This window comes from Salinivibrio sp. ML323 (genome assembly GCF_001995745.1).
In the GTDB taxonomy this organism is placed as follows: domain Bacteria; phylum Pseudomonadota; class Gammaproteobacteria; order Enterobacterales; family Vibrionaceae; genus Salinivibrio; species Salinivibrio kushneri.
Genome location: NZ_MUES01000002.1, coordinates 202,269 through 227,858, shown reverse-complemented (window position 1 = coordinate 227,858; position 25,590 = coordinate 202,269). Strand labels below are relative to the sequence as shown.

The following is a 25,590-nucleotide window of genomic DNA, read 5'->3' as shown; positions in this document are numbered from 1 at the left end:
CAGGATACGATAAACCATGGATTTACGATTACTCATACGTTGTTTTTACCCCTTGGGGCTAATTGCGAGTGTACTACTTCTTACTGGCTGTGAAGGCGAGCCCACCACTAATCAAGTCTGTGAAACCCACCCAGAGCTATGCGCAGGATTAAACACCGGTGATGGACAATGCCGATTTGAGCGCTCTGATCTGATTTTTGAGCGCTTATCTGTCTATCAAAACCCCAGTGACTTGAATAAGCTTGCCGAGCTTAAACAAACCAAAGTCTACCTGCGCTGTATGGAGCTGGTTGCCGAAATAGAGCCCACCACCTTAAAACAGCGCAAAACCAAGCGCACCGAAGCGGTGTATCATGCTTACGACGCGATTGAACGGTTAGAGGGCGAACTAAAAGACTCTTACCAGCCACCCGTGATTTACTATCGCTGGTCTCAAGGCGACAACAGCGCGTTGCCGCAGTTTTTAAAGCTAGAGGGAACACGCCATCTCGAAACGCCACAATTACAGCTGGGGCTTGCCACCTATTATGTGTCGCGCAATAAAGCGAAAACAGTAGAGATCCTGCGCCATGCGTTAGAACTGTATGATGGTGACAATGAGACCGTTCGCAAAGCGGTGATCCCAGAAGCCATTAAGTCACTGGCGACAACCAATCATGCGCTAAAACGCTTTGAACATGCTTATTTATGGGCAAAAGTGGGGGAAAGTTACAACCTGCCGATTGCGCGCGGTGATCGCCTATCGCGACTTTACCCATTGACCGACGCACAACAAAAAAACCTACAAACCCTTGCGTTTGAGATTGCCGCCGCGATTGAAGATGGCGAGTTTGAAGCAACCCTGTTGCAGCCACTTGACAAAGGGGACCATGCCTCATAGCACAGCCTCTTTTAGTATAACGCCTGCGCATCACCCTCACTGGTGCGCGGTGCGGGAAACCGACTTCCTTCCGTTCCACCGTCTCGCTTGTCATACCACTTTAACTTTCACGATCGCGATTCTGCTTCTACGCTAACAATTACCAGCGGTCGCTCCGTGTCTGCAGCCGTCGCATTAATCGATCGCGGTTAAAGCGCATACAGACATGGCGGCAAGGGGTCAAATGTTTAGGCGATGTAAAAAAAATCCGTACTTTTTTTTGACTTTAAACAATTTTGGCTGCGATTACCCTTGCATGGCGGGGTCCTATTCTGTAATTTTACTACCAGTTTCATCTCACTAGAAATTAAGTTGTGGAGCAACATAATGACTATCAAAGTAGGTATTAACGGTTTTGGCCGTATCGGCCGTTTCGTATTCCGTGCATCTGTCGAGCGTAACGACATCGACGTGGTAGCAATCAACGATCTTATCGACGTTGAGTACATGGCTTACATGCTGAAGTACGATTCAACCCACGGTCGCTTCAACGGCACAGTTGAAGTAGAAGGTGGTAACCTTATCGTTAACGGTAAAACCGTACGCGTCACTGCAGAGCGCAACCCAGCAGACCTTAAGTGGGATGAAGTGGGTGTTGACGTTGTTGCTGAAGCAACCGGTATCTTCCTCACTGACGAAACCGCGCGTCAACACATCCAAGCGGGTGCGAAGAAAGTGGTTCTAACCGGCCCATCTAAAGATGCGACGCCAATGTTCGTTATGGGTGTTAACCACAGCGATTACGCGGGTCAAGACATCGTTTCTAACGCGTCTTGCACGACTAACTGCCTAGCGCCAATCGCGAAAGTACTGAACGACAAGTTCGGTATCGTATCTGGCCTGATGACCACCGTTCACGCCACCACTGCAACGCAAAAAACCGTTGATGCTCCGTCTGCGAAAGACTGGCGCGGTGGCCGTGGTGCGTCTCAAAACATCATCCCATCTTCAACCGGTGCTGCAAAAGCGGTTGGTAAAGTATTGCCAGTACTAGACGGCAAACTGACTGGTATGGCGTTCCGCGTACCAACTGCCAACGTTTCTGTTGTTGACCTGACTGTAAACCTTGACAAAGCAGCGTCTTACGACCAAATCTGTGCAGCGATGAAAGAAGCGTCTGAAGGTGAGCTGAAAGGTGTTCTAGGTTACACCGAAGATGCCGTGGTTTCTCAAGACTTCATCGGCGAAGTACAAACGTCTGTATTCGATGCTAAAGCAGGTATCGCACTGACTGACAACTTCGTGAAAGTAGTTTCTTGGTACGACAACGAAATCGGCTACTCAAACAAAGTATTGGATCTGGTTGCACACATCGCTAAATAATGCGCATGTAACCCTATTCAACGTAAAGGCGGCCATTGGCCGCCTTTTGTTTATCAGGCCCATGACTCGCGACCACGCTGTCTGTGAACGTGTCTTCGATAACTGATTAAGGAACACTTACCCAAGAGGATCAGGCTATGACTTCTCCCACCCTGCATGTTGAACGTCAACTTTCTGCATCTGTCGATCTCTGCTATCGCCAGTCCGTTCCGATTCTTCGTGTTACTCACCCTGCGTGTTCAGCCACTATTAGCCTATTCGGCGGACACCTCATCACCTTTGCCCCTGCGGGTGAAAAGTCACTGACTTGGATGAGTGATAACGCTATCTACGATGCCAACACCCCATTACGAGGCGGCATCCCTATTTGCTGGCCATGGTTTGGTCACACTGGGCAACCTTCTCATGGCTTTGCTCGCCGTCAAATGTGGCAGTTAGCGAACATTGAAGAAACCCCTAAAGGCGTCACTATTCAACTGCAGTTATCCGACTCAGACGCCTCGCGAGCACTATGGCCACATTGTTTTCATGCAACGGTGACCTTTACGCTAACTCATCACGCCGACATTGCCTTAACGGTGACCAATACAGATCAACACCCTTGGACCATGGGTGGCGCCTTGCACAGCTATCTTGCGGTAGAAGATAGCGAGCAAGCGAACGTGGAAGGGCTGGGTTGTCAGTACATTGATAACTTTGCGGCAGGCAAGGCCGTGCCAGCGACGGGGAAAGTGACCTTCGAGGAGCCGGTTGATAGGATTTATACGGGGGCTAACGACACCCTCACCTTAACCGATCCAGTGGGAAACCGTCGTCTCAAAGTCAACAATCAAGGTGCAAGCAGCGCTGTTATCTGGAACCCGGGTCAGGCGGCGTCCATTCAGATGGCGGATATGGACGATAACGGGTACCTCAAGTTTGTCTGTGTCGAAGCGGCGATTGAACAACCCACACAAGTTGTCCATCCAGGTCAAAGCTACACGTTAGCAACCCAGTTAATGGATGAGCGCCACTCAAGCTAGACGGGCGTAACAGGCCGCCTTACACCCAAGCGGCCTGTTTTAATGGCTAACAAGGCTACATAAAAATGTAGTTAACCCCTAAGTAGCCCGAGGCGGCAGTCGATTGATCCACCATTGGGCTGTTCGCTATTTCATCATCGAGGTTGGTATAGCGCACGCCACCAAGCAGTTGGATGCGCTCAGTCAGCATGAAATAGCCACTGGCACCAACAAAGTAATGACCCGCAGAGCCTGGCTCATACTCCTCAATGCCTGAAACACGCGATGCTTCAGTGGCGCTGACCCCATACAGGTGCTTATTTAACTCATGGCTATTGTAGGCATACCCTACTTCCGGAGAGACGCCCCAACGCGGGTGATTAAATCCATATTTCCAACTCACTTCGCCATATACCCCGTCCCTATCATGGGTCACGCCTTCGCCAACAGCCGCCTGAAAACGCCCGATAGGTGAATGATATTGGTAGGCCAGCGCTGCCACAATCGATGCATCGCGCTTGTCGAGCTGGCTCAATTGCGGATCGTCAGTATCTGCAGGATCAAAGCGACGTGGATCATAAGTAGCAGACAAAACAAGGTTATGGGTCGAGCCTTTCGGCGCCAGTCGCGCGCCCGCCGTCAGGCCACGAAAATAAAAATGGTCAGTCTCAACATTGACCGTCGGCACGACCAGCGGATCGGTATCCGTGTCTTTATAAACCTGAGGTGAAAATGCGCCTATCACACCAGCAGAAACACGCGTTTCAGCGTAAGCACTGCTGGTGGTTAGCATGAGGACGCAAGCGACCCAAGCCGTTTCTCTCGCTATGTTCATCATCTATTCCCTTCTTGTTTGACGGCTGGCAACCGTCAGCCTAATCGCCCTAACTGGTAAAACTATCACTGTTAGCATACCTCACTCGCTTGAACGCCAGCTGTCAATATCTTGACAAGAAAAGCGTACGGATCCGGCAACAAAAATTATCGAAAAAACAAACAATTCTTTCACGCAAAATCGGCAAATCAGGTCTAACCTTATTGAAAGGAAAGGGATCATTCAGCCAATTTTGCACCTTTTCTTTTTGAGTTATTAGACGATTTAGGGGGCAGGACCATGACTATTTTCGATCACTATCGTCAGCGTTACGAAGAAGCGAAAGACGAGGAAATGAGCCTTCAAGCATTCTTGGATCTTTGCCGAGAGGATCGCGGCGCGTATGCCAATGCGGCAGAGCGTTTGCTGATGGCGATTGGCGAGCCAGAAAAAATTGATACCTCGCTTGATCCGCGACTCAGCCGTATCTTCTCCAACCGAGTAATTTCCCGCTATAAAACCTTTGAAGACTTTTATGGCATGGAAGACTCGATTGAGCAAATCGTCTCTTACCTCAAGCACGCCGCCCAAGGGTTGGAAGAGCGAAAACAAATTCTCTATTTACTCGGGCCTGTCGGCGGGGGTAAATCATCCTTGGCCGAGAAGCTAAAGAGCTTGATGCAGCAAATGCCTATCTACGTTCTGACGGCGAACGGCGAACGTAGTCCCGTGAACGATCACCCATTTTGTCTGTTTGATGCCGAAGAAGACGGCCATTTACTCGAGAAAGAGTATGATATTCCCCACCGTTATATTCGCCATATTATGTCACCTTGGGCGGCGAAACGGTTGAAAGAGTTTGGTGGCGATATTAGCCAGTTTAAAGTGGTGAAACTGCGCCCATCGATTCTTAACCAAGTCGGGGTGGCAAAAACCGAGCCTGGGGATGAGAACAACCAAGATATCTCGTCCTTGGTGGGTAAAGTTGACATCCGTCAGCTCGAACACTATTCACAAGATGACCCCGATGCCTACTCCTACTCCGGTGCGCTGTGTCGCGCTAACCAAGGGATGATGGAGTTTGTGGAGATGTTTAAGGCCCCGATTAAGGTGCTCCACCCACTGTTGACCGCGACCCAAGAAGGTAACTACAACGGCACCGAGGGCCTGTCAGCACTGCCGTTTGACGGCATCATTCTCGCGCACTCCAACGAATCTGAGTGGCAATCGTTCCGCAACAACAAAAACAACGAGGCTTTCCTTGACCGTGTCTATATCGTCAAGGTGCCCTATTGCTTGCGGGTGTCAGACGAAATTCGAATCTACAACAAGCTGCTGTCTTCTAGTGAGCTACGCCATGCGCCTTGCTCCCCCAGCACCTTAGATATCTTAGCGCGCTTCTCTGTGCTTTCACGGCTGAAAGATCCTGAAAACTCGAGCATTTATTCAAAAATGCGCGTGTATGATGGTGAAACCTTGAAAGATACGGATCCTAAAGCCAAGTCCTACCAAGAGTACCGTGATTTTGCCGGTGTTGATGAAGGCATGGATGGGCTATCGACCCGTTTCGCGTTCAAGATCTTGTCGCGCGTCTTTAACTTTGACCACGCCGAAGTCGCCGCAAACCCGGTGCATCTGTTCTACGTGTTAGAGCAACAGATTGAACGAGAGCAGTTCCCGCAAGAGACGGCGGAGCGCTACCTTGAGCACTTAAAAGGCTACTTGATCCCTAAATATATCGAGTTTATCGGCAAAGAAATTCAAACCGCGTATCTCGAGTCCTACTCAGAGTACGGGCAAAATATTTTTGACCGCTATGTCACCTATGCTGATTTCTGGATTCAAGACCAAGAGTTTCGCGACCCAGATACTGGCCAGTTGTTTGACCGCTCAGCACTCAATGCTGAATTGGAAAAAATCGAGAAACCGGCGGGCATCAGTAACCCGAAAGATTTCCGCAACGAAATCGTCAACTTTGTCCTCCGTGCACGCGCCAATAATGAGGGTAAAAATCCGGCATGGACCAGCTATGAGAAACTGAAAACCGTCATTGAGAAGAAGATGTTCTCTAACACCGAAGATTTGCTTCCAGTGATTTCCTTCAATACCAAAACCTCGAGCGAAGAGCAGAAGAAACACGACGACTTTGTCGCTCGTATGATGGAAAAAGGCTATACCCGCAAGCAAGTTCGCTTGCTCGCAGAGTGGTATTTGCGCGTGCGTAAATCATCGTAGCCCACGGGCTGACGCAGATGACGGGAGAGAGATATGGCGCATTTTATTGATCGTCGTCTCAATGGCAAAAATAAAAGCACTGTCAATCGACAACGCTTTTTACGCCGACACAAGAGGCAAATTAAAGAGTCCATTGCTGACGCCGTCAACAACCGCTCGATCACGGATGTCGAGAGTGGAGAGGATATTTCTATTCCTTCTCGTGACATTCGTGAACCGACGTTCCACCAAGGCAAAGGGGGACAGCGTGATGCTGTCCACCCAGGTAACGACCAATTTAGCCCAGGGGATCGTATTGCTCGTCCCCCCGGTGGCGAAGGCGGCGGAGCCGGAGAAGGACAAGCCAGCCCTGATGGCGAAGGCCAAGATGAATTCGTCTTTCAAATATCAAAAGATGAGTATTTGGATCTCTTGTTCGAGGATCTTGAGCTTCCGAACCTGAAGAAAAACCAAATGAATAAAATGGTGGAGTACAAAACGCATCGCGCGGGATATACCTCGAATGGGGTGCCCTCGAACATTGCTATTGTACGTTCACTGCAAAACTCACTGGCACGACGCACAGCAATGTCAGCCGGCAAACGCCGAGAGCTGGCAGAGCTTGAAGAGGCGCTGGAGCGCGTGCGCGAGGCCGAGCCAGCACAACCGCTTGAGGTGAAACGACTCGAAGAAGAAATCTCGGTATTGAAACGCAAAATCGCCGCGGTGCCGTTCATCGATACCTTTGACTTACGGTATAAAAATTACGAAAAGCGGCCACAGCCCAGTAGCCAAGCCGTGATGTTTTGCTTAATGGATGTGTCCGGCTCGATGGATCAAGCGACCAAGGATATCGCCAAGCGGTTTTATATCCTGCTGTATCTTTTCCTGACGCGCACCTACAAAAACGTGGAGGTGGTCTTTATTCGCCACCACACGCAAGCGAAGGAAGTGGATGAACATGAGTTCTTCTACTCACAAGAAACAGGCGGCACCATTGTATCCAGTGCCCTGCGGCTGATGGATGAAATCATCAAAGATAGGTACGACCCGGCAGAATGGAACGTCTATGCGGCCCAAGCCTCGGATGGCGATAACTGGGCCGATGACTCACCCGGCTGCCGAGAACTATTGCAAAATACCCTGTTGCCGGTCAGCCGTTATTACGCCTATATCGAGATTACCCGCCGCGCGCATCAAACACTGTGGCGAGAATATGAGGCGTTGGCGCAAAGCCATGACAACTTTGCAATGCAGAATATTCGCTCAGCGGAGGAAATTTTCCCCGTGTTCCGCGAACTGTTCAAGCGTCAGGTCGAAGCCTGACGCCATACCGGCATAGACGCATTTTATCAGGGAGACATGGTATGGCTGTCACCAAAGGTAAACGTAACACTCCACTTCATGATGGACCCGATTGGACCTTTGACCTGCTCGAGCAGTATCACAAGGAAATCAAACGAGTCGCTGAACACTACAAACTGGATACTTATCCAAACCAAATCGAAATCATTGCCGCCGAGCAAATGATGGATGCTTACTCAAGCGTCGGGATGCCCATCAATTACAATCATTGGTCGTTTGGTAAAAAGTTTATCGAGACCGAACGCAACTATAAACACGGCTACATGGGGCTCGCTTATGAGATAGTGATTAACTCCAACCCGTGTATTTCTTATTTGATGGAAGAAAACACCATCACCATGCAAGCGCTGGTGATGGCACACGCCTGTTATGGCCACAATTCCTTTTTTAAAGGCAATTACCTGTTTCAAACCTGGACAGATGCAGGCTCCATTATTGATTATCTGCTGTTTGCTAAACATTACATCAGTGAATGCGAAGAAAAGTACGGCCTCGCGGAAGTAGAAAACCTTATCGACTCCTGCCATGCGTTGATGAACTATGGGGTCGATCGCTACAAACGGCCGCAAAAAATCTCTCTTGCCGAAGAAAAAGCGCGTCAAAAGGCACGAGAAGATTACTTGCAAACACAGGTCAATGAGCTGTGGCGTACCATTCCGGGCGGTAAAAAAGAGCAAGAAGAAGAAAAGCGCCGCTTCCCGACCGAGCCACAAGAAAACCTATTGTATTTTTTTGAAAAACACTCTCCGCTGCTTGAACCATGGCAGCGAGAAATCGTGCGGATAGTGCGTAAGGTCAGCCAGTATTTTTACCCGCAAAAGCAAACCCAGGTGATGAATGAAGGCTGGGCGACGTTCTGGCACTACACCATCCTCAATCACCTGTATGACGAGGGCTTGGTGACGGATAGCTTCATTATGGAGTTTTTACATAGCCACACCAATGTGGTGGCACAACCACCATACAACAGCCAGTTCTATTCCGGCATTAACCCTTACGCACTCGGGTTTGCCATGTTCCAAGATATTCGTCGCATTTGCGAAAATCCCACGGAGGAGGATGAGTACTGGTTCCCTGATATCGCCGGAAAAGACTGGCTCGAAACCGTACACTTTGCGATGGCAAACTTTAAAGATGAAAGTTTCATCAGCCAGTTTCTATCGCCCAAAGTGATGCGGGATATGAAGTTTTTCGCCGTCAATGACGACGATCGGCAAAGTTATATTGAAGTGACCAGTATTCACAATGAACAAGGGTACCGCCAGTTACGCGAAGATCTCTCCGCGCAATACAACCTCAGTAATCGTGAACCGAATATTCAAGTGTTCGATGTCGATTTGCGTGGCAACCGTTCACTCACACTTCGCTATGTCCCTCATAACCGGATCCCGCTCGCTAAATCTTATGAAGAGGTGTTGAAGCACGTGCATCGATTGTGGGGATTTGAAGTGATCCTCGAAGAGGAAACCAGTGAAGGGCGAGGAAAGATACTGAGTAGCTGCCCCAAGCGGCCGCAGTTTGACCCTGATATGTTAATGGGGAGCCACTAAAACACATAGCTCCCCTAACCAAAAGCCGCGATGAACCCTGTTCAAAGCGGCTTTTCACGTTTTAAGTATCAGAACGCGTTAGGCTTCTTCTTCTGCCATATGTGCCGCGATCGTTTCACGGTTACTAAACCACAAGCCACCGCACTCACGTCCGTATTGCTTGACCCTATCGCCAATCATGGGGTGTTGGTTATTGGCCACCATCTCCCGTAAATCACTGTAGAAACTCAATGCGTTCTCACAGGCACGGCGATCCATAAAGTAATATCCGCCCACACGCGAATAAATCTGCCGCATGCCATTAATGGTTAACACATACACCTTGTTGCCAGAAAAGTGCGCCATGCCTTGGAACAAACGATAGTCAAAGTGATTAAACGCGCGCCCCATACATATGCGCTCACACAAGGCGGGATCTTGCTTACCGTATTTGTCCTGGATCTTTTTAACGTCTTTTAAAACTTCATCTTGTTCATCGATGAGCCCCAAAAACTGCTCAAAGCGTTCGCACTCAAGCACTTGCTCACAGCGTTTAATCACATGGTCAATCAGGTTTAAGCAATCATCAGCACGGTTTTTTGCCGCATAGCGCATGTACACGCCACTGATGTCGGTGCGCGCCGCGAGTAAGTCCTCAAGTACGCCATGCACATCTTGCCCCTCTAGGGTGACCAGGGTATCAAGAATACTCAGCCCCGACGTACGCATATAATCATTCACGCGTGTGGGTTTGCCATGTTGAATGGTTAACCAGCCATCACGCGCCAAGCGTTGCAACACTTCACGTAAGGTGGTGCGAGTGACCCCAATAAGTTCAGACAGTTCACGCTCTGCAGGTAAAATGGAGCCTTTAGGAAAGTGATTATTCCAAATACTTTCAATTATATATTTTTCAGCAAATGTTGCTGGGCTATCCGCCTTTATAACCATTGAATCTAAATTCCAATTTGCTTCTTGCTCTGATTAATAACTCATCATACCACCAGACGCCATCAGCAGAAACCGCTGAGTGAGATCACCGGATATCGCGTGACATCTGCTATCTTTTTGTACCAGATCAATGAAAAACTGGGCATAAATCGCAAAACTAACCCATACAAGATGTAACAAAATATGTCTGAGGCAAACTAGCGCACACTTATTCGTGCCAAGGCTATCCATCCACGCATTGTGAACCATGCGTCCCGATGAGCCTTGGTCACTGATATCTGTCACCCTCATACTGTGTCCATGCAGCCGTTCGCCGATGGCGCGTTTGTGTTGGTGCACGAGACTCGCCCATCCGCGCGCTAGGTAGGCATAGATAACAATGAGACTTTCACTATGGCGAAGACCATGACACTCAGAACTGCGTTTCTTAAGAACTTTCTCGGCAAAGCACCCGATTGGTACAAATTAACCATTGTTGGCTTTTTAATTCTCAACCCAATTGTTTTCGCGATCGACCCTTTTATCGCTGGTTGGCTCTTGGTGGTCGAGTTTATTTTCACCCTCGCGATGGCCTTGAAATGCTACCCACTGCAACCCGGTGGCTTATTGGCGATTGAAGCGGTCGCCATTGGCATGACCAGCCCCGCGCAAGTCAAACACGAATTAGTGGCCAACGTTGAAGTCCTGTTGCTCCTCGTCTTTATGGTGGCGGGGATCTATTTTATGAAACAGCTATTGCTGTTTATTTTCACCAAAATCCTGTTGGGCATCCGATCCAAGATAGCCTTGTCGTTGGCCTTTTGTGGCGCGGCGGCGGCGCTCTCTGCCTTTTTGGATGCCTTAACCGTGATTGCCGTGGTGATCAGTGTTGCCGTCGGTTTTTACGCCATTTACCACCGCGTGGCGTCCGGGAAAGAGTTCGGCGCTAACCATGATCATACCTCAGATGAAAGCTTAAGCGACGAGCTTAGCCGCAACGATTTGGAAAATTATCGAGCGTTTTTGCGCAGCCTATTGATGCATGCTGGCGTGGGTACCGCATTGGGCGGGGTGATGACCATGGTCGGCGAGCCGCAAAACCTGATCATTGCCGACCAAGCTGGTTGGCATTTTGGTGAGTTTATTTTACGTATGGCACCGGTCACGCTGCCGGTTTTCTTTGCTGGCTTGCTAACCTGTGCGCTGGTCGAGAAGTTTGCTTGGTTCGGTTATGGCGCACACCTGCCGCAAAATGTATTAAAAATATTGGTGGAGTACGATAACGCACAGCGAGCAAAACGCACGCCTCAAGACATCGCCAAGTTGGTGGTGCAAGCGCTGATTGCGGTGTGGCTAATCACCGCATTGGCTTTCCATTTGGCCGCGGTCGGTTTAATTGGCCTAAGTATTATTATCCTTGCCACCGCGTTTACGGGCGTTGTTGATGAACACCATATCGGCAAAGCCTTTGAGGAAGCGCTACCGTTTACTGCGCTATTGGCGGTCTTTTTCTCTGTGGTGGCAGTGATCATCGACCAACACCTGTTTGCACCTGTCATCGACATGGTGTTGTCGCTGGAAGGTCACCTGCAACTGACCATGTTTTATATCGCCAATGGTCTGCTTTCCATGGTGTCAGACAACGTGTTTGTCGGCACCGTGTATATCAACGAGGTGAAAACCGCCCTGCTCAATGGCGTGATTGGCCGCGAGCAGTTCGATATGTTAGCGGTTGCGATTAACACAGGCACCAACTTACCCTCGGTCGCCACGCCCAATGGCCAAGCGGCTTTCTTATTCTTACTGACTTCCACACTCGCGCCGCTGCTGCGCCTTTCTTACGGGCGCATGGTATATATGGCGTTGCCTTATACCATTGTCATGGGGGTACTGGGGGTGATTGGCATTGAGTTTTTCTTGGTGCCTGCGACCGAGTGGATGCTACACCAAGGTTGGATTTCCGAAACCATCCATATGACTCAGCAAGCCATACCGAGCGCTCACTAACGCATTTCTATCATTGACCTTAGTCTCAACAAACGATTGAATAGCAGGGCTCTCAATATAGGGCCTTGTTTTTTATCAGGAGTGAGTTATGTGGCGCGCCTTAAACCAGTTTTCTCGCAGCCGAGCGTCCTGGCTGTTGTTGCTTCTATGTGTTGTGGGGCTGGAAGCCACCGCGCTTTACTTTCAACACTATCAAGGGCTGGCACCTTGTGTGATGTGTATTTATGAACGCGTTGCCCTATTAGGGATTGGCGTGGCTGCCTTGTTGGGTTTAATCGCGCCTAACGACCCTTTTTGGCGCACACTTAGCTTGCTTGGCTATGGCGCCACAGCCGGGTGGGCGCTAAAGCTCTCGTTAGAGCACGTGAGTTATCAATTTCCTGCTCCAAACCAATTGTTTGGTGCCACCTGCGATGTGGCGGTGAACTTCCCTGCTTGGGCGCCACTCAACCAATGGCTGCCCGCCGTCTTTGAAGCCTACGGTGATTGCAGCAAGGTGGTGTGGCAATGGCTAGGCTGGTCGATGCCTCAATGGCTCGTGGGGATCTTTTCCGCGATGTTGCTTGTCTGGGTGTTAGTGGTAATTGCCCAGTTTATTGGCCGCCCCCCTCGCCGCATTTTTTCATAACGGCGGGTGACGGATCGTGCAAGATAGCGTCGGCTTTATCGGCGCTTTCGCTCCTTGCTATGCGGTTGAACCGCTCACACAGCACCTTGATTAAGGGACGATCTGCGCCACTGAAAACCCCAGCATCGAGGCGACGAGGCTCACTCCAATAGATGGCCTGATGTTGATGTAGTATGGGCGGTCCATCAAGGATGTCACACCAAAAACTGCACAATAAGATCACCTTGTCGCCGTAATCGAACTCGGTTTCTACAATCGGCGCCCCAACATGAATATCCACCCCAAATTCTTCACGCCACTCGCGCTTGAGTGCCTGCTGGTCAGTCTCGCCTTGCTCGACTTTGCCACCCGGAAATTCCCACCAGCTAATAAACTGCGTATCCGGTTGGCGTTGTGCCACCAACACTTGGTGATCTTGGGTCGCCACGCCGGCGACAACACGTATCGGAGAGGGTTGTTTTGACGGCTTCATCTGATTAACGCCCACAGCATTTTTTGAACTTGGCACCACTGCCACATGGGCAAGGATCGTTGCGGCCTATCGACTTAAATGGATTGACCTGGTGCGCACCATGCGTGCCTTGTTGCGCTTCATCCGCCGCTTTCGCCACCTCCTGGATCATTAAGTCCAGTTGTTCCATATATTGGCCCGGCTCAACATCAATGCCGACCTCTTTCATCTGCGCTAATGTGCCTGCTTCATCGTGTAGCAGCAGCATGCTGGTGACTAAGGCGGATAGCATCCGGCGACTGCCATCATTGAGCGTCACCTCGTGCCAGTGCGGCTCAACATAGGGCCACACCGCTAAAAACCCCTCGGCGAACGCTTGGGCGTGCTCACCGCGCATCGACAACATTAAGCTATCCGGCAATACATAATCATTACGCATTAGGGCGTGATATTGCTGCTCAAGGTGTGCCAGCACCACCTGCTTATCGTCTTGATTGAGGCTAACTACCTCCCCATCTTCTTCAACCCCTGCAGTCACTAGCACCGACAGCCAGGTATCAGGATCTAAAGGAGCCGGACATATATTCGCGGCCAGGAGGGCACCTTCAATAAAACTGGCGGGCATCCCCTCCCAGTGTTCAGAGAGTGTCACTAGTGTTGACATAAACTTTCCTGTGTCATGAATTCTGTTTGTTGACGTGCGTTATCGAGTGCACGGACTATTTCATCCGCGCGATTAAGAACGCGAATCACCTTAAAGCAGGCATCTGCCTGGGGGTAATATTGGCGCAAATACTTAAACCATTGCTTAATGCGGTTAGGGAAATACTGCGCCTTATCACCTTGGCGTTCTTGCTCGGTATAGCGAATCAGCAATGCGAGCACGGCAGACCAAGACATGGGCGCGACGTTATCACGGATATGCTGACCGAGATTAGGCATATTTAACGCGCCACGACACACCATTAAGGTGTCGCAACCGGTGAGGGCTTGGCAGCGCAGCGCATCCTCACGGTGCCAAATATCCCCATTGGCCGTGACGGGGATGGGCAGGTGTTGATTAATGTCAGCAATTAAATCCCAACGAATAGTGCCCGCTTTGTAGCCATCGCGCTTGGTGCGCCCATGTACCACCAGCTCATCCGCCCCTGCGTCGGCCACCGCTTCGGCAATGAGCAAGTAATCATCAAGATCATTAAAGCCAAGACGCATTTTGGCGCTCACCGTATGAGCCGGATCAACCGCCTCTCTCACTGCTTTGACCACATCAAACATATGCTCTGGCGTTTTAAGTAGCGCTGCCCCACCACGGTTGCCATTGACGGTTTTCGATGGGCAGCCAAAATTAATATCAATCCCTTGCGAGCCCAACTCGATGGCACGCACCGCGTTACCCGCCATTGCATGTGGATTTTGGCCCAATAGCTGTACGCGAACCGGGGTTCCCGCGGTGGTGAAGCCCCCGTGCGCTAACTCCGGACAAAAGCGATAAAAGACTTTTTCCGGCAAGCGTTGGTCGACCACGCGCACAAACTCGGTGACACAGAGACTGTAGTGATTAATCTCGGTGAGCAACTTGCGCATCAAGGGGTCGAGTACCCCTTCCATCGGGCCCAAGACGATACCTGGTGGTGATTGATGTATTTGACTCATGCCATACCTTCGCGATTAAGGCGCGCTATTTTGCCAGCTTTTACACCAAATCGCAGCTAAGAAAAAAGCCAGTCAAAAAGTGACTGGCTTTCAAATCGTTAGCGACGCCGGCGGGGTTAGCCGTCTGATCTCGCCGCGTCAACCATGACTTCTAGCTGCGGGTACGGTAAATAGCCAGGTGCGACCTGCTCGCCAATGATCATCGCTGGGGTACCTCTTAGCCCCAGTTCAACAAAGGCGCGATAGTTTTCTGCGACCGCTTTTCCGGTCATTTCTTTACCTTCCAGCAATGCTTCGGTACCGGTTTTCTTGGCGATTTTCTCTAACGAGCGGGCATCATGCATGCCGCGCTTTTTCATCAATAATTCATGAACTTGCGCAAAGGCCTCCGGTTTTTCCAGCCACACATTCATCGCATACACTGCAGAATTGGTGCCGAGCGATTCGATACTCTGCTGTTTGAGTGGTACGGCAATATTAATCACCTTGACATCATCATGTGCGGCCACCAGTTTCTGTAACTCTTCTTCCAGCTTTTTGCAGTATGGGCAGTTGTAGTCCATAAAGTTCACCACGGTGACTTCAGGGCTCTCTGCGCCAATCCAGCTGTGGGTGTCCGATTCAAACCAGTCACGGCGTGCGGCAAGGTTTTCCTTTAACGTCTTTTGTTGTTCAACAAACTTTTGCAAACTCTGGTTAAGGTTGGCGATCAGTTTGGGGTTCTCTTCCAACAAGCTGACTATGTCATCCAATTGCGCTTGTTCGGTATCGGACAACGCATTCGCGCTGACAGGAAGAGCCAGAAGCAGTAGAGCCCAAAGCGGGGCGATATAGCGAGATAAGGACATCGGGTTTCCTTTTGATAAATGTAAATTCATAACGCTAGCCTTAACCATAGGCCAAGCGGTGTCGTGAAGCCTGTTGTGATTGACGTGATTTCACCTTGCTCGATCACCATCACGGTAGGCGTCACTTTCACTGAAAACGCTTTAGAGAGGTTTCCATGCTGATCGTTCACCACGGGAAAATCATAACCATGATGAGCAAGGTATCCCGCAATGTGTTTATCTGAGCCTGAGCGTAACGCGATCGAGACTACCTGCGCATGACCACTTAACCAATCTACCGAGGGGGTCACAAAACGGCAAACACCGCACCAGCTTGCCCATACATAGACAAGCACTGGCTTTTGCTGCGACATGGCAACCAAGTCCTGTTGGCGACCATCGAGCAAACGCATCGACTCGACGGGCACCTGACTGGTGTCGATATCGCGGCTTCGCCACCAATCCATCGCGGTACTCGATATCAGCACAAACACGATGAGCCAGCAAATGTCACGCGCACCGCGTTTGACCCGTTGACGCCATGACAGCTTTTTTTGCTTGGCCATCATGGTGTTTTCGCCTGTTCAATCGCCGTCATCACCGCGTTATCGGTCAAAATGACGGGTAAGGCGATCCCTTCAGGCGCACCTGGGCCGTAGACAATGTTAAACGGCACGCCATAACGCTGGTGCTCTTGCAAATATTGGGTCACGGTGTCGCTCGGACGGGTCCAATCACCTTGCATCGCCACCACATTCGGCGCGGTGATTGTGTCATACACGGGGGATTGCAGAATCACACCCACTTTGTTGGCATGACAGGTAATGCACCAATCCGCCGTCACATCAACAAACACCACTTGGCCCTGATCCACCGCTTGATCGATCGCGGCTTCATCCAGACTCACCCAGTCTGGGTCCGAGTTCAATGGCGTTGCCCACCGCGGCGCTGTCAATGACGCACCAATCAGCCCAAGCACCATCACCACGAGCAGCCCAGCCGTCCCTTTAATCGCTGCCAGTTTTCCAAGGGTGCGATATGTTAGCCACACACTGGCAACCAGTAGCAGCGTTCCGACTGCGATAGCGCCAGCAACGCCAAGATAAGGCATCCACAACCAGAAGAGCCACACCGTGGTGCCAGCCAGCAATAATGCGAATACCCGTTTGACATGATTCATCCAGGGGCCAGGTTTGGGCAATGCGCGGGTCAAACCAGGAAAAGCGGCAACCAGCAGCCACGGCAGCGCCATGCCAACGGCGAGTGCGGTAAAGATAAGCCACAACGCCGTCAGCGACCCACCTAGCGCATAGGCGACCGCCGTCCCAAGGAAAGGGGCCGAACATGGTGTGGCCAGTAAGGTCGCAAACACGCCTTGAACAAAGTGGCCGCGGGTAGTGTGGCCGCCGCGTCTCGCCATCCAGGTTTGCCAACTGGGCGGTAAATCAATGCGCAGCACATCAAATAAACTCAAGGCAAACAGCCAAATCACCAGCGTCATCACCCCAATAAACAGCGGGCTTTGAAACTGGATCCCCCACCCCACGGCTTGCCCGGAAAGCTTTAATGCCATCAACAGCCCCGCAATCGCCCAAAAGGACACCAGGATCCCCGCCGCTGAGGCCAAAAACTGGCCGCGAATAGCGCCACGTGTCGCTTCTGGATTGGCAACGATACTGTTGAGCTTAAGCCCAAGTACGGGGAGCACACAGGGCATCACGTTGAGGATCAAGCCACCCAAAAGTGCAATACCGCCAATCATCCATATTGATAATCCCGCTTGCGAAACCACATTGCCCGCCTGCACGGTGGTGGCGTGCTCAGCCAGCAGTTGCTTATCCATGACCGTCACTTGAATCGGTTTATCGGTCAGGTTGGGCGTTTCAATCCAATTGGTTACGTCAAACGTGGCGGTCAGGGTGTCGCCATCACGGTGGATACTCGGCGCGCCAAAGGTATCATCGATCACCGCCTCCCCATCCACCAGCATATCGGGTTGCTGCCACGCTTGGTTGCCGGTTACGGTGACCGCGAGCTGTTGTTGATTGGTATCCCACACCGCGGATTCAATCTGCACACTGGGTAGCGGCTTAGGCACTTGGCTCATCGCTTGGTTGAACTGATACATCCGCTCACCATCCACCTCAAGCGTACTCGGAGTAAAATCGAGAGAGATGGGATAATCAGTGATCACACACACACTGGTGCATGAAGACAAGCGCAAGGTGGCATCGAGCGACACCGGCTGTTGCCAGGTTTCAACCTTGAAGGTTAGTGGGAAGGTCACTTGCCCTTTGTAGCCCAACATGGTCAGGCCAAGTAGCTCGTGGCGCTTCGGTGCTGGCCAATGCCAGGTAATATCGTCCAGGTTTTGGCTGTCATTGATAATCAGCTCTGGAGCGACCCCGCCCTCGCCTGGCGAGCGCCAATAGGTTTTCCAATCGCCTTGCAAACGGATAGAAAGTAACCCATCGAGGCGTAGAGTGTCTGGACTCCCTTGCCCCGTTAACGCTATACGCGCCGTGACCGGCGGGTGGTCAGGATTAGTGAGCCAGCCGGTATCTGGGGCATTGGCGCGAGCAGTCGGAGTGAGTAACAATAAGCACAATAACAGCAGCGGTAGCAAGACCCAAGCTTGCCAAGCGCGCCCTTGTTTAACAGTGTGCCAATAGTGATTGAGTCGATTCATAAGTCTGTTCCTTGTTAAGAATAAATACGCTATTTAGGAAGCAGGCGCTTTATTCTCGGAACACACAAAAGCAAAGATGCCGTCGTCGATAGGTCGGTGGATCGTGAGTGGGTAAGGTGATCGATACACTAACGGTCGCCATCACCGCCAGTAGCACAATCAGCCACCAAAGTGGTGACGGTAGCCAGTCTAATGCCAACGCAGACGGATGCATCAATTGCTCGGAAAGCGAACATTTTTTACCCAGTGCGCTTTTTGCGTCCTCGGCGTCACCAATACTGACTGCTTGGCAAACCGCTTGCGCCCCTGATTGCCAGCTCAGTTGGTTTTGTAAGGCACACACTGCTAGAACCCATAACGCAATCGCGAGGGCCCAGCCAGCTTTTGAACGATGCGTGTACCTTTGCATTCCACCTCCTGTCGAGTTGGCGATCATTATGCCCAACAACAGAAATTAAACAATGAGTGAGTCTACACCACAGGGTGACAAGGCGCTGGAGTTATCGCGGTTGTTGAGTTAATTGGATATGATCTTCCCAATCAATCACATCAATTTCGTACACCACGCTGTCTTTGACCGAGATCCCCGCTTTGTGCATCGCCGCTTTTGATCCTGTGATCAAAGGATGCCACTCGGGCAAGGGTTTATTTTCGGCCAGCAAGCGATAGGCGCAGGTTTCCGGCAACCAATAAAACTCATCAATTTTATCGCGGGTAAGCTTCAGGCATGACTCTTCATACGAAAAGCGGTTGGGATAATCTTTGCACGAGCAGGTTTGATCATCGAGCAAACTACACGCCACATTGGTGTAGTAAAGCTCATCGGTCTCTTCATCAATTAATTTGTGTAGGCAGCAGCGGCCACAGCCGTCACAGAGTGATTCCCACTCCTCATCACTCATTTGTGCCAAGGTTTTTTGTTGCCAAAAAGGCGTGCTCATGATGCTTCATCTCTTTTTTATTGCCGTCTATTCACGGCAACGACATTGCGCGCTTGTTATAACCATCATCGGCCTAAAGTGCAAGCAAGCCTTTGTATGGCTTGGATAGTGCAAAAGTGAGTGATAGAGTGCCCGACTTTGCACCTTGACGGAGGCCATGATTATGCCCACTGCATCGCCATTTTCGTGCCGCCTTGGCTGTGGCGCGTGCTGTATCGCTCCTAGCATTTCGTCACCGATCCCTGGTATGCCAAACGGTAAGCCCGCTCACACTCGTTGTGTGCAGCTAGATGATCGCAACCTCTGCAAGCTGTTTGGATCGGAGGCCCGCCCCGAGGTGTGTACCGCATTCGATGCGGATCCCGAGGTATGTGGCAACTCATACCAGCAAGCGCTCGACAACCTGATTTATCTGGAAGCGGCGACATAAAAAACGCTGGCTTGTCTCAGCCAGCGCTATATCTATCAGCGTATTATCACCGCGAGCTTGTTAGCTTTGAATGCCTACAATTAGCCAAGGCGCATTGGGCTGGCGTAGGTCACGCTCTAGGTGCCAGATATCGGTAATATCTTCTTCGACCCCCTCCACGCGATCACAATAACGGCCGGTGAATTTTAAGCTCAATTGTGCCATGCGGCTGTCATAATCGGCGCGAACAATCTCGGCATCCACATACATGACTTCAGTATGTTGTTCACTCCCCAATCGTGCACGCTCGGCAGCCAGATCGTTATAAAGCTCAGGCGTCACATATTCTTGGATTTTATCCAACTCGTTATGGTTCCACGCACCTTGCAAAATCCGATAGTGCTCACGGGCACCGCTCAAGAAACTTTGCATATCGAACTGAGGCGGGAAGTTAAATGGCACATCATTGTTTGTGGCACCAAACCCACTCGAAGATCCACCAGCAGCTGTCGGCGCCTCTTGTCTAAACGCATGAGGCTGCTCATGGTAATAGCCTTTATTTTGCCCCGCGTACGCTGGCCCTTGCGCTTGTGCGCCCGCTTTGGCTTGGGTCAGTCCGCGGAGAAACTTCATCGCAAAGTAAGCAATGACACCCAAAATCAAGATGTCCATAAATTGGATACCTTCAAAGGCACCGCCGAAGAAAGCGGCCAGTAAACCACCGGCGAGCAAACCGCCGAGTAGCCCCCCCGCGAGTCCTTTTTTACTGGTTTTCGAGGTGTTCTGTTTAAGGGTATTAGTATTAGTGGTGTTATTTTTTGGCGCAGGCGCGGTTTTAAAGCTCTTACCAAAAGACTTACCACCGCCGAAGCGTTTCGCTTCTGCATAGGGCGCTGTCACAACAAAGACAAACATCAAGGCGGCAACAGAGAATAATTTTTTCATTATCGCATCATCTGTGGTTTTAGACCGCTATCATGCTAGAGTCTCTGGTGATGAAGTCAATTGGCAAAATGGGAATAATTGTTACCAAACGTCATCTAGACACCCCTGTTTTGTCGTCAGTAGGAACCATTTGCCGCACTGGGACTCCAAGCCATTAGTATTCTTTCACTGCAATAGGACCAAGCCATGAATGATACCCACAGTAAATTTGTTGGTTACTTACTCTGGATCTTTGGTTTTCTCGGATCCCATCGATTTTACTATGGTAAACCGGTAACTGGCACCCTCTGGTTTTTCACCCTAGGCCTGTTCTTTGTCGGCTGGATTGTGGATTTATTCTTGATTCCCGCCATGGACAATGAAGCCGATCTCCGTTTTCGCAGTGGCCCTACGGATTTTACCATTGCCTGGCTATTACTGACCTTTCTGGGTGTGTTTGGCATTCACCGTATGTACATGGGTAAATGGATCACTGGCTTTATTTACCTATTTACCGGTGGCTTTTTCTTAATTGGTGTGCTGTATGATTTTTGGACACTCAATGAGCAAGTGTCGATTAAAAACATGCAAAAATTCTCTTAGTCTGCCTTTTTGTCAACTCACTAAATGATGCGCAACGCATTCAAGGTTGCGCACACCTCGCTCGCTGCTAGTATAAGTCGCTTACTGCAACGCGAAATGGATCTGCCTAAATGAGCCAACAGTTTCAGCTTTTACGCGAGCGACGTTTTTTGCCTTATTTTATTACCCAGGCATTAGGCGCGTTTAACGATAACGTCTATAAGAATGTGTTGGTGATCATGGTCGCGTTCGCCTCGGCCGATCAACTGCCGATGGATGCTACGCTGTTTATCAACGCCGCTGCTGGTCTGTTTATTCTGCCTTTTTTCCTATTTTCTGCCTTTGCGGGCGAGCTTGCGGACAAATACGACAAAGCGCTGATCATGCGGCGGGTGAAATGGTTGGAAGTGGTGATCATGTCGAGTGCCGCTGTCGCGCTGTATTTCCACGCTTGGAATGTGTTACTCGGATTACTGTTTTTGATGGGCACCCAATCGGCTTTTTTTGGCCCGGTGAAATACGCATTACTGCCACAAACGCTCAATGACAAAGAGCTTGTTTCAGGCAATGCCTTGGTGGAAACCGGCACCTTCTTATCGATTCTGCTCGGTACCTTGCTGGCGGGCTTTATTGCCCATCACCCTGACTCTAACCTGATCTCAGGGATAGCCGTATTAAGTTTTGCGTTGCTTGGCGTCATGTCTGCCCATGCCATCCCACCTGCGCCTGCCGGGAACCCTGGGCTCAATTTACGTTACCGGCCGGTTGCTTTAATGCGACAAACCCTGCGTTTCGCGCGTAAAGACAAGGTCACCTTGCAAGCGATTCTCGGGATCAGCTGGTTTTGGTTTCTAGGTGCCAGCTATTTAACCCAGTTTCCCAAATTCACCGCCTCGATCGGTGGCGGTGAAATCGGCGTGTCGTTTCTGCTCACCTTGTTTTCTGTTGGCATCGCTGTGGGCGCATTGCTGTGCGATAAGCTTTCTGGTCATCGTATCGAGCCCGGCATTGTCCCCTTGGGCAGTTTAGGATTAACCGGCTTTGGCTTACATTTGTTTTTTGCCACGCCAGCCGATCCAACGCTCCACACCAGCCTGCTTGCTTTTATCACTGATCCAGCTCTGACCTGGGTATTTATCGACCTATTGATGATTGGCGTGTGTGGCGGGGTTTTTATTGTGCCGCTGTATAGTCTGATGCAACAACGCGCCGATAAAGCCGCACGTGCGCGTGTGATTGCCGCCAACAATATTTTCAATGCCTTATTTATGGTGGGCAGTGCGATACTCGGTATCACCCTCTTGGTGGTGGTGGAGTTATCTATCGCGGAATTCTTCTTGGTCTTGGCGGTGCTCAACTTCTTGGTGGCTATCTATGTCAGCAAGCTGGTTCCCATTTTCGCCTTGCGCTTTTTTACCTGGATGGTCACCCATACCTTGTATCGGGTAAAACACCAAGACTTACACCATATTCCTGAAAAAGGCGGTGCCTTACTGATTTGTAACCATGTCAGTTATATGGATGCGCTCTTGTTAGCCGGGGCGTGTCACCGTCCTATCCGTTTTGTGATGTTTGAAGATTTGTATCAATTACCGGTGCTGCATTGGTTTTTCCGAACGTCAAAAGTGATCCCCATTAGCCACCGCAGCCGCACGATCCGGGCCGCCATGAACGAGATTCAAAAGGCGCTTGATAATGGCGAAGTGGTACTGATTTTCCCGGAAGGGCATCTCAGCTATGACGGCGAAATCGACCAGTTCCGCCGCGGGATGGATATGATTTTGCAACGCTCGCCGGTGCCTGTGGTGCCGATGGCGTTACAAGGCCTGTGGGGCAGCTACTTTAGCCGTCATGGCGGCAAAGCCATGTTAAAACTGCCCAAGCGTTTTTGGTCTAAAGTCACGGTCGTCGCCGGTCCAGCCGTTGAACCAGAGCAAGCGACTTCAGAGCATATGCGCAATGAAGTCATTCGTCTGCGCGCCGATCGGCCTTAGTCAATCGCTTGGCGTTGCGCCCATTGGGTTAATAGCGCTCGAGACGGCTTAATCCCCGCCTCGGGCGACAAAGATGGCCAAGGTAAAAACGCGACTGGGCGTTGATAAGCGGGCAAGCGCCGACAATAGTCAGCCAGCTGCTGGGCGTTGAGGTGGCCCCGACTCTGGATAATCGCCAACGGGCGCGCCCCGAATTCGCGATCGTCAATCGGAACGACCATGGCCTGACGGATCTCGGCACACTGTTGCAAATGTGCCTCAATCACCTCGGGCTGAACGTTCTCCCCACCGCAGATAAATTGATTATCCTTCCGCCCGATGATGCGCAGTGTCGGCGGCTGAACGTCCGTACACCAGCTGGCTACATCACGCGAAGCCAGTCCTGTAGAAGCATCAATTTGATGCAGGGCACCCGCTTGCCAAACCCCTAAAGCTAACGTCTCCCCGCGATGGATGACCTCACCGTCATCCGCCACCATCAGATCGCGATAAGGCAATATAGTGCCCACGTCATCCTGTCCATCGGCTCGCTTTAAGGTGACCGTCGATGCCGTTTCCGTCATCCCATACCCACACCAACAGCTTACCCCTTGTTGTTCTGCCTGCTCCGTCAGTGCACTGGAAATCGCAGCGCCACCGAGCAACACGTGAGATAAGGTGGAAGTATCTGGGCATTGTCTCAGTGAGGGCAACACGCGATAGAGCTGCGTGGGCACTAACGAGGCGTGGCTAACATGTGTGAGCGCCGATGCCATGCTTTCCCCACGACATGGATAGATAGCCAGCTGTGCGCCTTTATATAACCAACGCCATACAATGGCTAAGCCGGAGATATGAAATAGTGGCAACGATAAGAGCCAACGATCGACGCGGTTTTCTAGAGAGGTCGTCTTATCCGCCAAGCCCAAAAAAGGCAGCATTTGGGTTAAACCGGCAGCACTGGCGAGGTGCTGATGAGCCGCGTGAGCAATCACCTTAGGCGTACCGGTTGACCCCGAGGTTAAAGTTAACGTCAAAGGCTGATCGGGTTGCCAATGGCTCATCGTTGGCAGCACATTGACATCCGGTTCACGCGAGCGGTCAGGCAAAAATTGATAGACACCAAGTTGACTCAGCACTGTGGCTTGCACCTCGTCACTTAAAGCTTGATTCAATACTAGCGTTTTTTTTCCTGCCTGCCATGCCGCGAGCATCCCCACGATCAGCGCCCTTTGCGACAATGCGCTGTCGAGTACCACAATGGGCGCCTCACCCAGTCGCGCTTGCTGGCCATCCACGAGAGCGGCGAGTTCACCCCATGTAAGTGGCGTATCGCCATCAATCGCTTTCGCGTTCGGTGCCATGGCCGCCCACTGCCGCCATGGCCAAGTATCAAACCCAAACATGCCCTCACTCACAAGGTGTTTATCCACACGAGTGGTTGATCGTGGAGTGGGATCAAGGGCTGCGATGCCCCTGGCCAGGTGCGATCGAGTTGATGCTGATAAATCCCCAATGTATCGAGTCCTGGCACAGTACCCGGGGTTAACCAATTTGCCAACCGAGATAATTGGGTTAAGCCCAAACTGGTCTCCAATGCCGAGCTAATCACCGCTGTTTTCCCTTGCGCGTGCGCTCGGCTCACCCATTGTTCAATGGTGGCCAGATCGCCGAGCAAGCTGGGCTTAATCACCCAGGCAGATGCCAAATCGTGTTCAAGCAACGCACTGTCGCGACTCTCTGTTAAGCTTTCGTCCCACGCCAAAGGAAAGCCTAAGGCCTGCGCTTGGACGAGCGACTGGTGAGGATCGGGGCAAGGCTCTTCAATCCAGTGAATTCGCGCTTGGTGTGCTTCACTCAGGCCATTCCAAAAACTGGCAAGTTGCTCGGGCTGCCAGCGACGATTCGCATCAAGACGCAACCTCAAGTCCGGTAATGCCTCTAACAAGGTCGCGATCATTAACCGATCGCGGGCGACCTCATAGTCCCCCACTTTGATTTTTGCCTCATAAGGCTGACCCGCCGGTTGTTGTCCCAGCGTCATTAACAGCGCATCCGGATCCCCTGTGCACACAGGCACATGACGAAACCCTGACTGAGTGGGCAAATATTTATCTAACTCGGCTTGCGCAATGCTTAATCCCCATGCCACCGAAGGCGGCAGTTGTGGCATGGCAATATTACGATGATCACACCAAACCGCGGTGGCAGCAATTAACGCATGACGTGCCTCGGCGAAGGTTTCTTGGCTAAAGCCGGGTAATGGCGCAATTTCTCCCCAGCCACGTTGTGCCCCCTCGCTTAATTCAACCACCAAGCCCTCTCGCTCCGTTAACGGCTGATCACGGACAAATAAACCGGCATTGACTGGCAAGGTGTAGTGATAGATCCGTGCCTGTCTCATAGTGACC

At 51.0% G+C, this 25,590-nt stretch carries 24 protein-coding genes; 11 read left to right on the top strand and 13 right to left on the bottom strand.

Annotation, left to right across the window (positions count from 1 at the left end; genetic code table 11):
* The first annotated feature begins 16 nt into the window (after positions 1–16).
* From BZG13_RS02660 to BZG13_RS02650, 3 genes are all read left to right on the top strand, one after another.
* Positions 17–880: a DUF2989 domain-containing protein gene (locus BZG13_RS02660; RefSeq protein ID WP_077484769.1), complete on the top strand. Its 864-nt coding sequence runs from the start codon at positions 17–19 to the stop codon at positions 878–880.
* Positions 881–1,246: 366 nt separating this feature from the next.
* Entirely contained in the window at positions 1,247–2,242 is a 996-nt protein-coding gene (gap, locus tag BZG13_RS02655; RefSeq protein WP_077456280.1) for a type I glyceraldehyde-3-phosphate dehydrogenase, read from the top strand.
* A gap of 137 nt (positions 2,243–2,379) precedes the next feature.
* Entirely contained in the window at positions 2,380–3,264 is an 885-nt protein-coding gene (locus BZG13_RS02650; RefSeq protein ID WP_077484767.1) for a D-hexose-6-phosphate mutarotase, read from the top strand.
* Positions 3,265–3,319: 55 nt separating this feature from the next.
* Here BZG13_RS02650 and BZG13_RS02645 read toward each other — a convergent pair whose 3' ends face one another.
* Entirely contained in the window at positions 3,320–4,081 is a 762-nt protein-coding gene (locus BZG13_RS02645) for a MipA/OmpV family protein (RefSeq protein ID WP_077484765.1), read from the bottom strand.
* A 276-nt stretch (positions 4,082–4,357) separates the two neighbouring features.
* On the opposite strand from BZG13_RS02645, the gene BZG13_RS02640 reads away from it, so the two are divergent.
* The 3 genes from BZG13_RS02640 to BZG13_RS02630 are packed head-to-tail and all read left to right on the top strand — an operon-like array spanning position 4,358 to position 9,186.
* Entirely contained in the window at positions 4,358–6,292 is a 1,935-nt protein-coding gene (locus tag BZG13_RS02640; protein WP_077484763.1) for a PrkA family serine protein kinase, read from the top strand.
* Positions 6,293–6,325: 33 nt separating this feature from the next.
* Positions 6,326–7,597: a YeaH/YhbH family protein gene (locus tag BZG13_RS02635; RefSeq protein ID WP_069362029.1), complete on the top strand. Its 1,272-nt coding sequence runs from the start codon at positions 6,326–6,328 to the stop codon at positions 7,595–7,597.
* A gap of 41 nt (positions 7,598–7,638) precedes the next feature.
* Complete coding sequence (locus BZG13_RS02630) at positions 7,639–9,186, top strand: SpoVR family protein (protein WP_069362030.1); 1,548 nt, start codon at positions 7,639–7,641, stop codon at positions 9,184–9,186.
* Positions 9,187–9,264: 78 nt separating this feature from the next.
* Here BZG13_RS02630 and fadR read toward each other — a convergent pair whose 3' ends face one another.
* Complete coding sequence (fadR, locus tag BZG13_RS02625) at positions 9,265–10,116, bottom strand: fatty acid metabolism transcriptional regulator FadR (protein WP_077456284.1); 852 nt, start codon at positions 10,114–10,116, stop codon at positions 9,265–9,267.
* 405 nt (positions 10,117–10,521) lie between these two features.
* Here fadR and nhaB point away from each other — a divergent pair, with 405 nt between their 5' ends.
* Both nhaB and dsbB read left to right on the top strand, forming a co-directional pair.
* The gene (gene nhaB / locus BZG13_RS02615) at positions 10,522–12,102 is read left to right on the top strand and encodes a Na(+)/H(+) antiporter NhaB (RefSeq protein WP_077484904.1); all 1,581 of its coding nucleotides are present in this window, start codon (positions 10,522–10,524) and stop codon (positions 12,100–12,102) included.
* 88 nt (positions 12,103–12,190) lie between these two features.
* Positions 12,191–12,730, top strand: coding sequence for a disulfide bond formation protein DsbB (gene dsbB, locus BZG13_RS02610; protein WP_077484759.1), 540 nt, complete (start codon positions 12,191–12,193; stop codon positions 12,728–12,730).
* On the opposite strand, the gene BZG13_RS02605 is transcribed toward dsbB, so the two are convergent.
* The 8 genes from BZG13_RS02605 to BZG13_RS02570 form a co-directional block, all read right to left on the bottom strand.
* Positions 12,696–13,202 carry a (deoxy)nucleoside triphosphate pyrophosphohydrolase gene (locus BZG13_RS02605; RefSeq protein WP_077484757.1) on the bottom strand — a complete coding sequence of 169 codons (507 nt, stop codon included), beginning with the start codon at positions 13,200–13,202 and terminating at the stop codon, positions 12,696–12,698. The two genes, dsbB and BZG13_RS02605, sit on opposite strands and share 35 nt — an antisense overlap.
* Positions 13,203–13,206: 4 nt before the next feature.
* Positions 13,207–13,845, bottom strand: a complete 639-nt coding sequence (locus BZG13_RS02600) for a YecA family protein (protein ID WP_069362034.1) — start codon at positions 13,843–13,845, stop codon at positions 13,207–13,209.
* The gene (dusC, locus tag BZG13_RS02595) at positions 13,833–14,834 is read right to left on the bottom strand and encodes a tRNA dihydrouridine(16) synthase DusC (RefSeq protein WP_241824765.1); all 1,002 of its coding nucleotides are present in this window, start codon (positions 14,832–14,834) and stop codon (positions 13,833–13,835) included. Before dusC ends, BZG13_RS02600 begins: the two co-directional genes overlap by 13 nt.
* 116 nt (positions 14,835–14,950) lie before the next feature.
* Positions 14,951–15,682, bottom strand: a complete 732-nt coding sequence (locus BZG13_RS02590; RefSeq protein ID WP_077484899.1) for a DsbA family protein — start codon at positions 15,680–15,682, stop codon at positions 14,951–14,953.
* A 26-nt stretch (positions 15,683–15,708) separates the two neighbouring features.
* Entirely contained in the window at positions 15,709–16,230 is a 522-nt protein-coding gene (locus BZG13_RS02585) for a protein disulfide oxidoreductase (protein WP_077484755.1), read from the bottom strand.
* On the bottom strand, positions 16,227–18,350 hold the full coding sequence (locus BZG13_RS02580) for a protein-disulfide reductase DsbD family protein (protein ID WP_077484753.1): 2,124 nt from the start codon (positions 18,348–18,350) through the stop codon (positions 16,227–16,229). Before BZG13_RS02580 ends, BZG13_RS02585 begins: the two co-directional genes overlap by 4 nt.
* Before the next feature lie 49 nt (positions 18,351–18,399).
* Complete coding sequence (locus BZG13_RS02575) at positions 18,400–18,759, bottom strand: hypothetical protein (RefSeq protein WP_069362037.1); 360 nt, start codon at positions 18,757–18,759, stop codon at positions 18,400–18,402.
* A gap of 91 nt (positions 18,760–18,850) precedes the next feature.
* A complete protein-coding gene (locus BZG13_RS02570) occupies positions 18,851–19,291 on the bottom strand; it encodes a YcgN family cysteine cluster protein (protein WP_069362038.1) in 441 nt (146 codons plus the stop codon).
* Between the two features lie 163 nt (positions 19,292–19,454).
* On the opposite strand from BZG13_RS02570, the gene BZG13_RS02565 reads away from it, so the two are divergent.
* Positions 19,455–19,721 (top strand): YkgJ family cysteine cluster protein, encoded by a 267-nt coding sequence (locus BZG13_RS02565; protein ID WP_077484897.1) that lies wholly within the window; start codon positions 19,455–19,457, stop codon positions 19,719–19,721.
* A 60-nt stretch (positions 19,722–19,781) separates the two neighbouring features.
* On the opposite strand, the gene BZG13_RS02560 is transcribed toward BZG13_RS02565, so the two are convergent.
* On the bottom strand, positions 19,782–20,645 hold the full coding sequence (locus BZG13_RS02560) for a Tim44 domain-containing protein (RefSeq protein ID WP_077484751.1): 864 nt from the start codon (positions 20,643–20,645) through the stop codon (positions 19,782–19,784).
* A 186-nt stretch (positions 20,646–20,831) separates the two neighbouring features.
* Here BZG13_RS02560 and BZG13_RS02555 point away from each other — a divergent pair, with 186 nt between their 5' ends.
* Positions 20,832–21,227: an NINE protein gene (locus BZG13_RS02555; protein WP_077484749.1), complete on the top strand. Its 396-nt coding sequence runs from the start codon at positions 20,832–20,834 to the stop codon at positions 21,225–21,227.
* A gap of 110 nt (positions 21,228–21,337) precedes the next feature.
* A complete protein-coding gene (locus BZG13_RS02550) occupies positions 21,338–23,200 on the top strand; it encodes an MFS transporter (RefSeq protein WP_077484747.1) in 1,863 nt (620 codons plus the stop codon).
* Here BZG13_RS02550 and BZG13_RS02545 read toward each other — a convergent pair.
* Entirely contained in the window at positions 23,197–24,612 is a 1,416-nt protein-coding gene (locus BZG13_RS02545) for an AMP-binding protein (protein ID WP_158074859.1), read from the bottom strand. The genes BZG13_RS02550 and BZG13_RS02545 overlap by 4 nt on opposite strands.
* A complete protein-coding gene (menC, locus tag BZG13_RS02540; protein WP_077484743.1) occupies positions 24,594–25,583 on the bottom strand; it encodes an o-succinylbenzoate synthase in 990 nt (329 codons plus the stop codon). Before menC ends, BZG13_RS02545 begins: the two co-directional genes overlap by 19 nt.
* Positions 25,584–25,590: the final 7 nt, after the last annotated feature.

Bases quoted from the DNA above. Each gene is read 5' to 3' on its own strand.
- fadR (WP_077456284.1), bottom strand. From the start codon at position 10,116: ATGGTTATAAAGGCGGATAGCCCAGCAACATTTGCTGAAAAATATATA.
- BZG13_RS02660 (WP_077484769.1), top strand. From the start codon at position 17: ATGGATTTACGATTACTCATACGTTGTTTTTACCCCTTGGGGCTAATT.
- BZG13_RS02565 (WP_077484897.1), top strand. From the start codon at position 19,455: ATGCCCACTGCATCGCCATTTTCGTGCCGCCTTGGCTGTGGCGCGTGC.
- BZG13_RS02645 (WP_077484765.1), bottom strand. From the start codon at position 4,081: ATGATGAACATAGCGAGAGAAACGGCTTGGGTCGCTTGCGTCCTCATG.
- BZG13_RS02560 (WP_077484751.1), bottom strand. From the start codon at position 20,645: ATGAAAAAATTATTCTCTGTTGCCGCCTTGATGTTTGTCTTTGTTGTG.
- BZG13_RS02605 (WP_077484757.1), bottom strand. From the start codon at position 13,202: ATGAAGCCGTCAAAACAACCCTCTCCGATACGTGTTGTCGCCGGCGTG.
- menC (WP_077484743.1), bottom strand. From the start codon at position 25,583: ATGAGACAGGCACGGATCTATCACTACACCTTGCCAGTCAATGCCGGT.
- BZG13_RS02600 (WP_069362034.1), bottom strand. From the start codon at position 13,845: ATGTCAACACTAGTGACACTCTCTGAACACTGGGAGGGGATGCCCGCC.
- BZG13_RS02585 (WP_077484755.1), bottom strand. From the start codon at position 16,230: ATGATGGCCAAGCAAAAAAAGCTGTCATGGCGTCAACGGGTCAAACGC.
- BZG13_RS02640 (WP_077484763.1), top strand. From the start codon at position 4,358: ATGACTATTTTCGATCACTATCGTCAGCGTTACGAAGAAGCGAAAGAC.
- dusC (WP_241824765.1), bottom strand. From the start codon at position 14,834: ATGAGTCAAATACATCAATCACCACCAGGTATCGTCTTGGGCCCGATG.
- BZG13_RS02630 (WP_069362030.1), top strand. From the start codon at position 7,639: ATGGCTGTCACCAAAGGTAAACGTAACACTCCACTTCATGATGGACCC.
- nhaB (WP_077484904.1), top strand. From the start codon at position 10,522: ATGACACTCAGAACTGCGTTTCTTAAGAACTTTCTCGGCAAAGCACCC.
- gap (WP_077456280.1), top strand. From the start codon at position 1,247: ATGACTATCAAAGTAGGTATTAACGGTTTTGGCCGTATCGGCCGTTTC.
- BZG13_RS02550 (WP_077484747.1), top strand. From the start codon at position 21,338: ATGAGCCAACAGTTTCAGCTTTTACGCGAGCGACGTTTTTTGCCTTAT.
- BZG13_RS02580 (WP_077484753.1), bottom strand. From the start codon at position 18,350: ATGAATCGACTCAATCACTATTGGCACACTGTTAAACAAGGGCGCGCT.
- BZG13_RS02635 (WP_069362029.1), top strand. From the start codon at position 6,326: ATGGCGCATTTTATTGATCGTCGTCTCAATGGCAAAAATAAAAGCACT.
- BZG13_RS02590 (WP_077484899.1), bottom strand. From the start codon at position 15,682: ATGTCCTTATCTCGCTATATCGCCCCGCTTTGGGCTCTACTGCTTCTG.
- BZG13_RS02555 (WP_077484749.1), top strand. From the start codon at position 20,832: ATGAATGATACCCACAGTAAATTTGTTGGTTACTTACTCTGGATCTTT.
- BZG13_RS02650 (WP_077484767.1), top strand. From the start codon at position 2,380: ATGACTTCTCCCACCCTGCATGTTGAACGTCAACTTTCTGCATCTGTC.
- BZG13_RS02575 (WP_069362037.1), bottom strand. From the start codon at position 18,759: ATGCAAAGGTACACGCATCGTTCAAAAGCTGGCTGGGCCCTCGCGATT.
- BZG13_RS02570 (WP_069362038.1), bottom strand. From the start codon at position 19,291: ATGAGCACGCCTTTTTGGCAACAAAAAACCTTGGCACAAATGAGTGAT.
- dsbB (WP_077484759.1), top strand. From the start codon at position 12,191: ATGTGGCGCGCCTTAAACCAGTTTTCTCGCAGCCGAGCGTCCTGGCTG.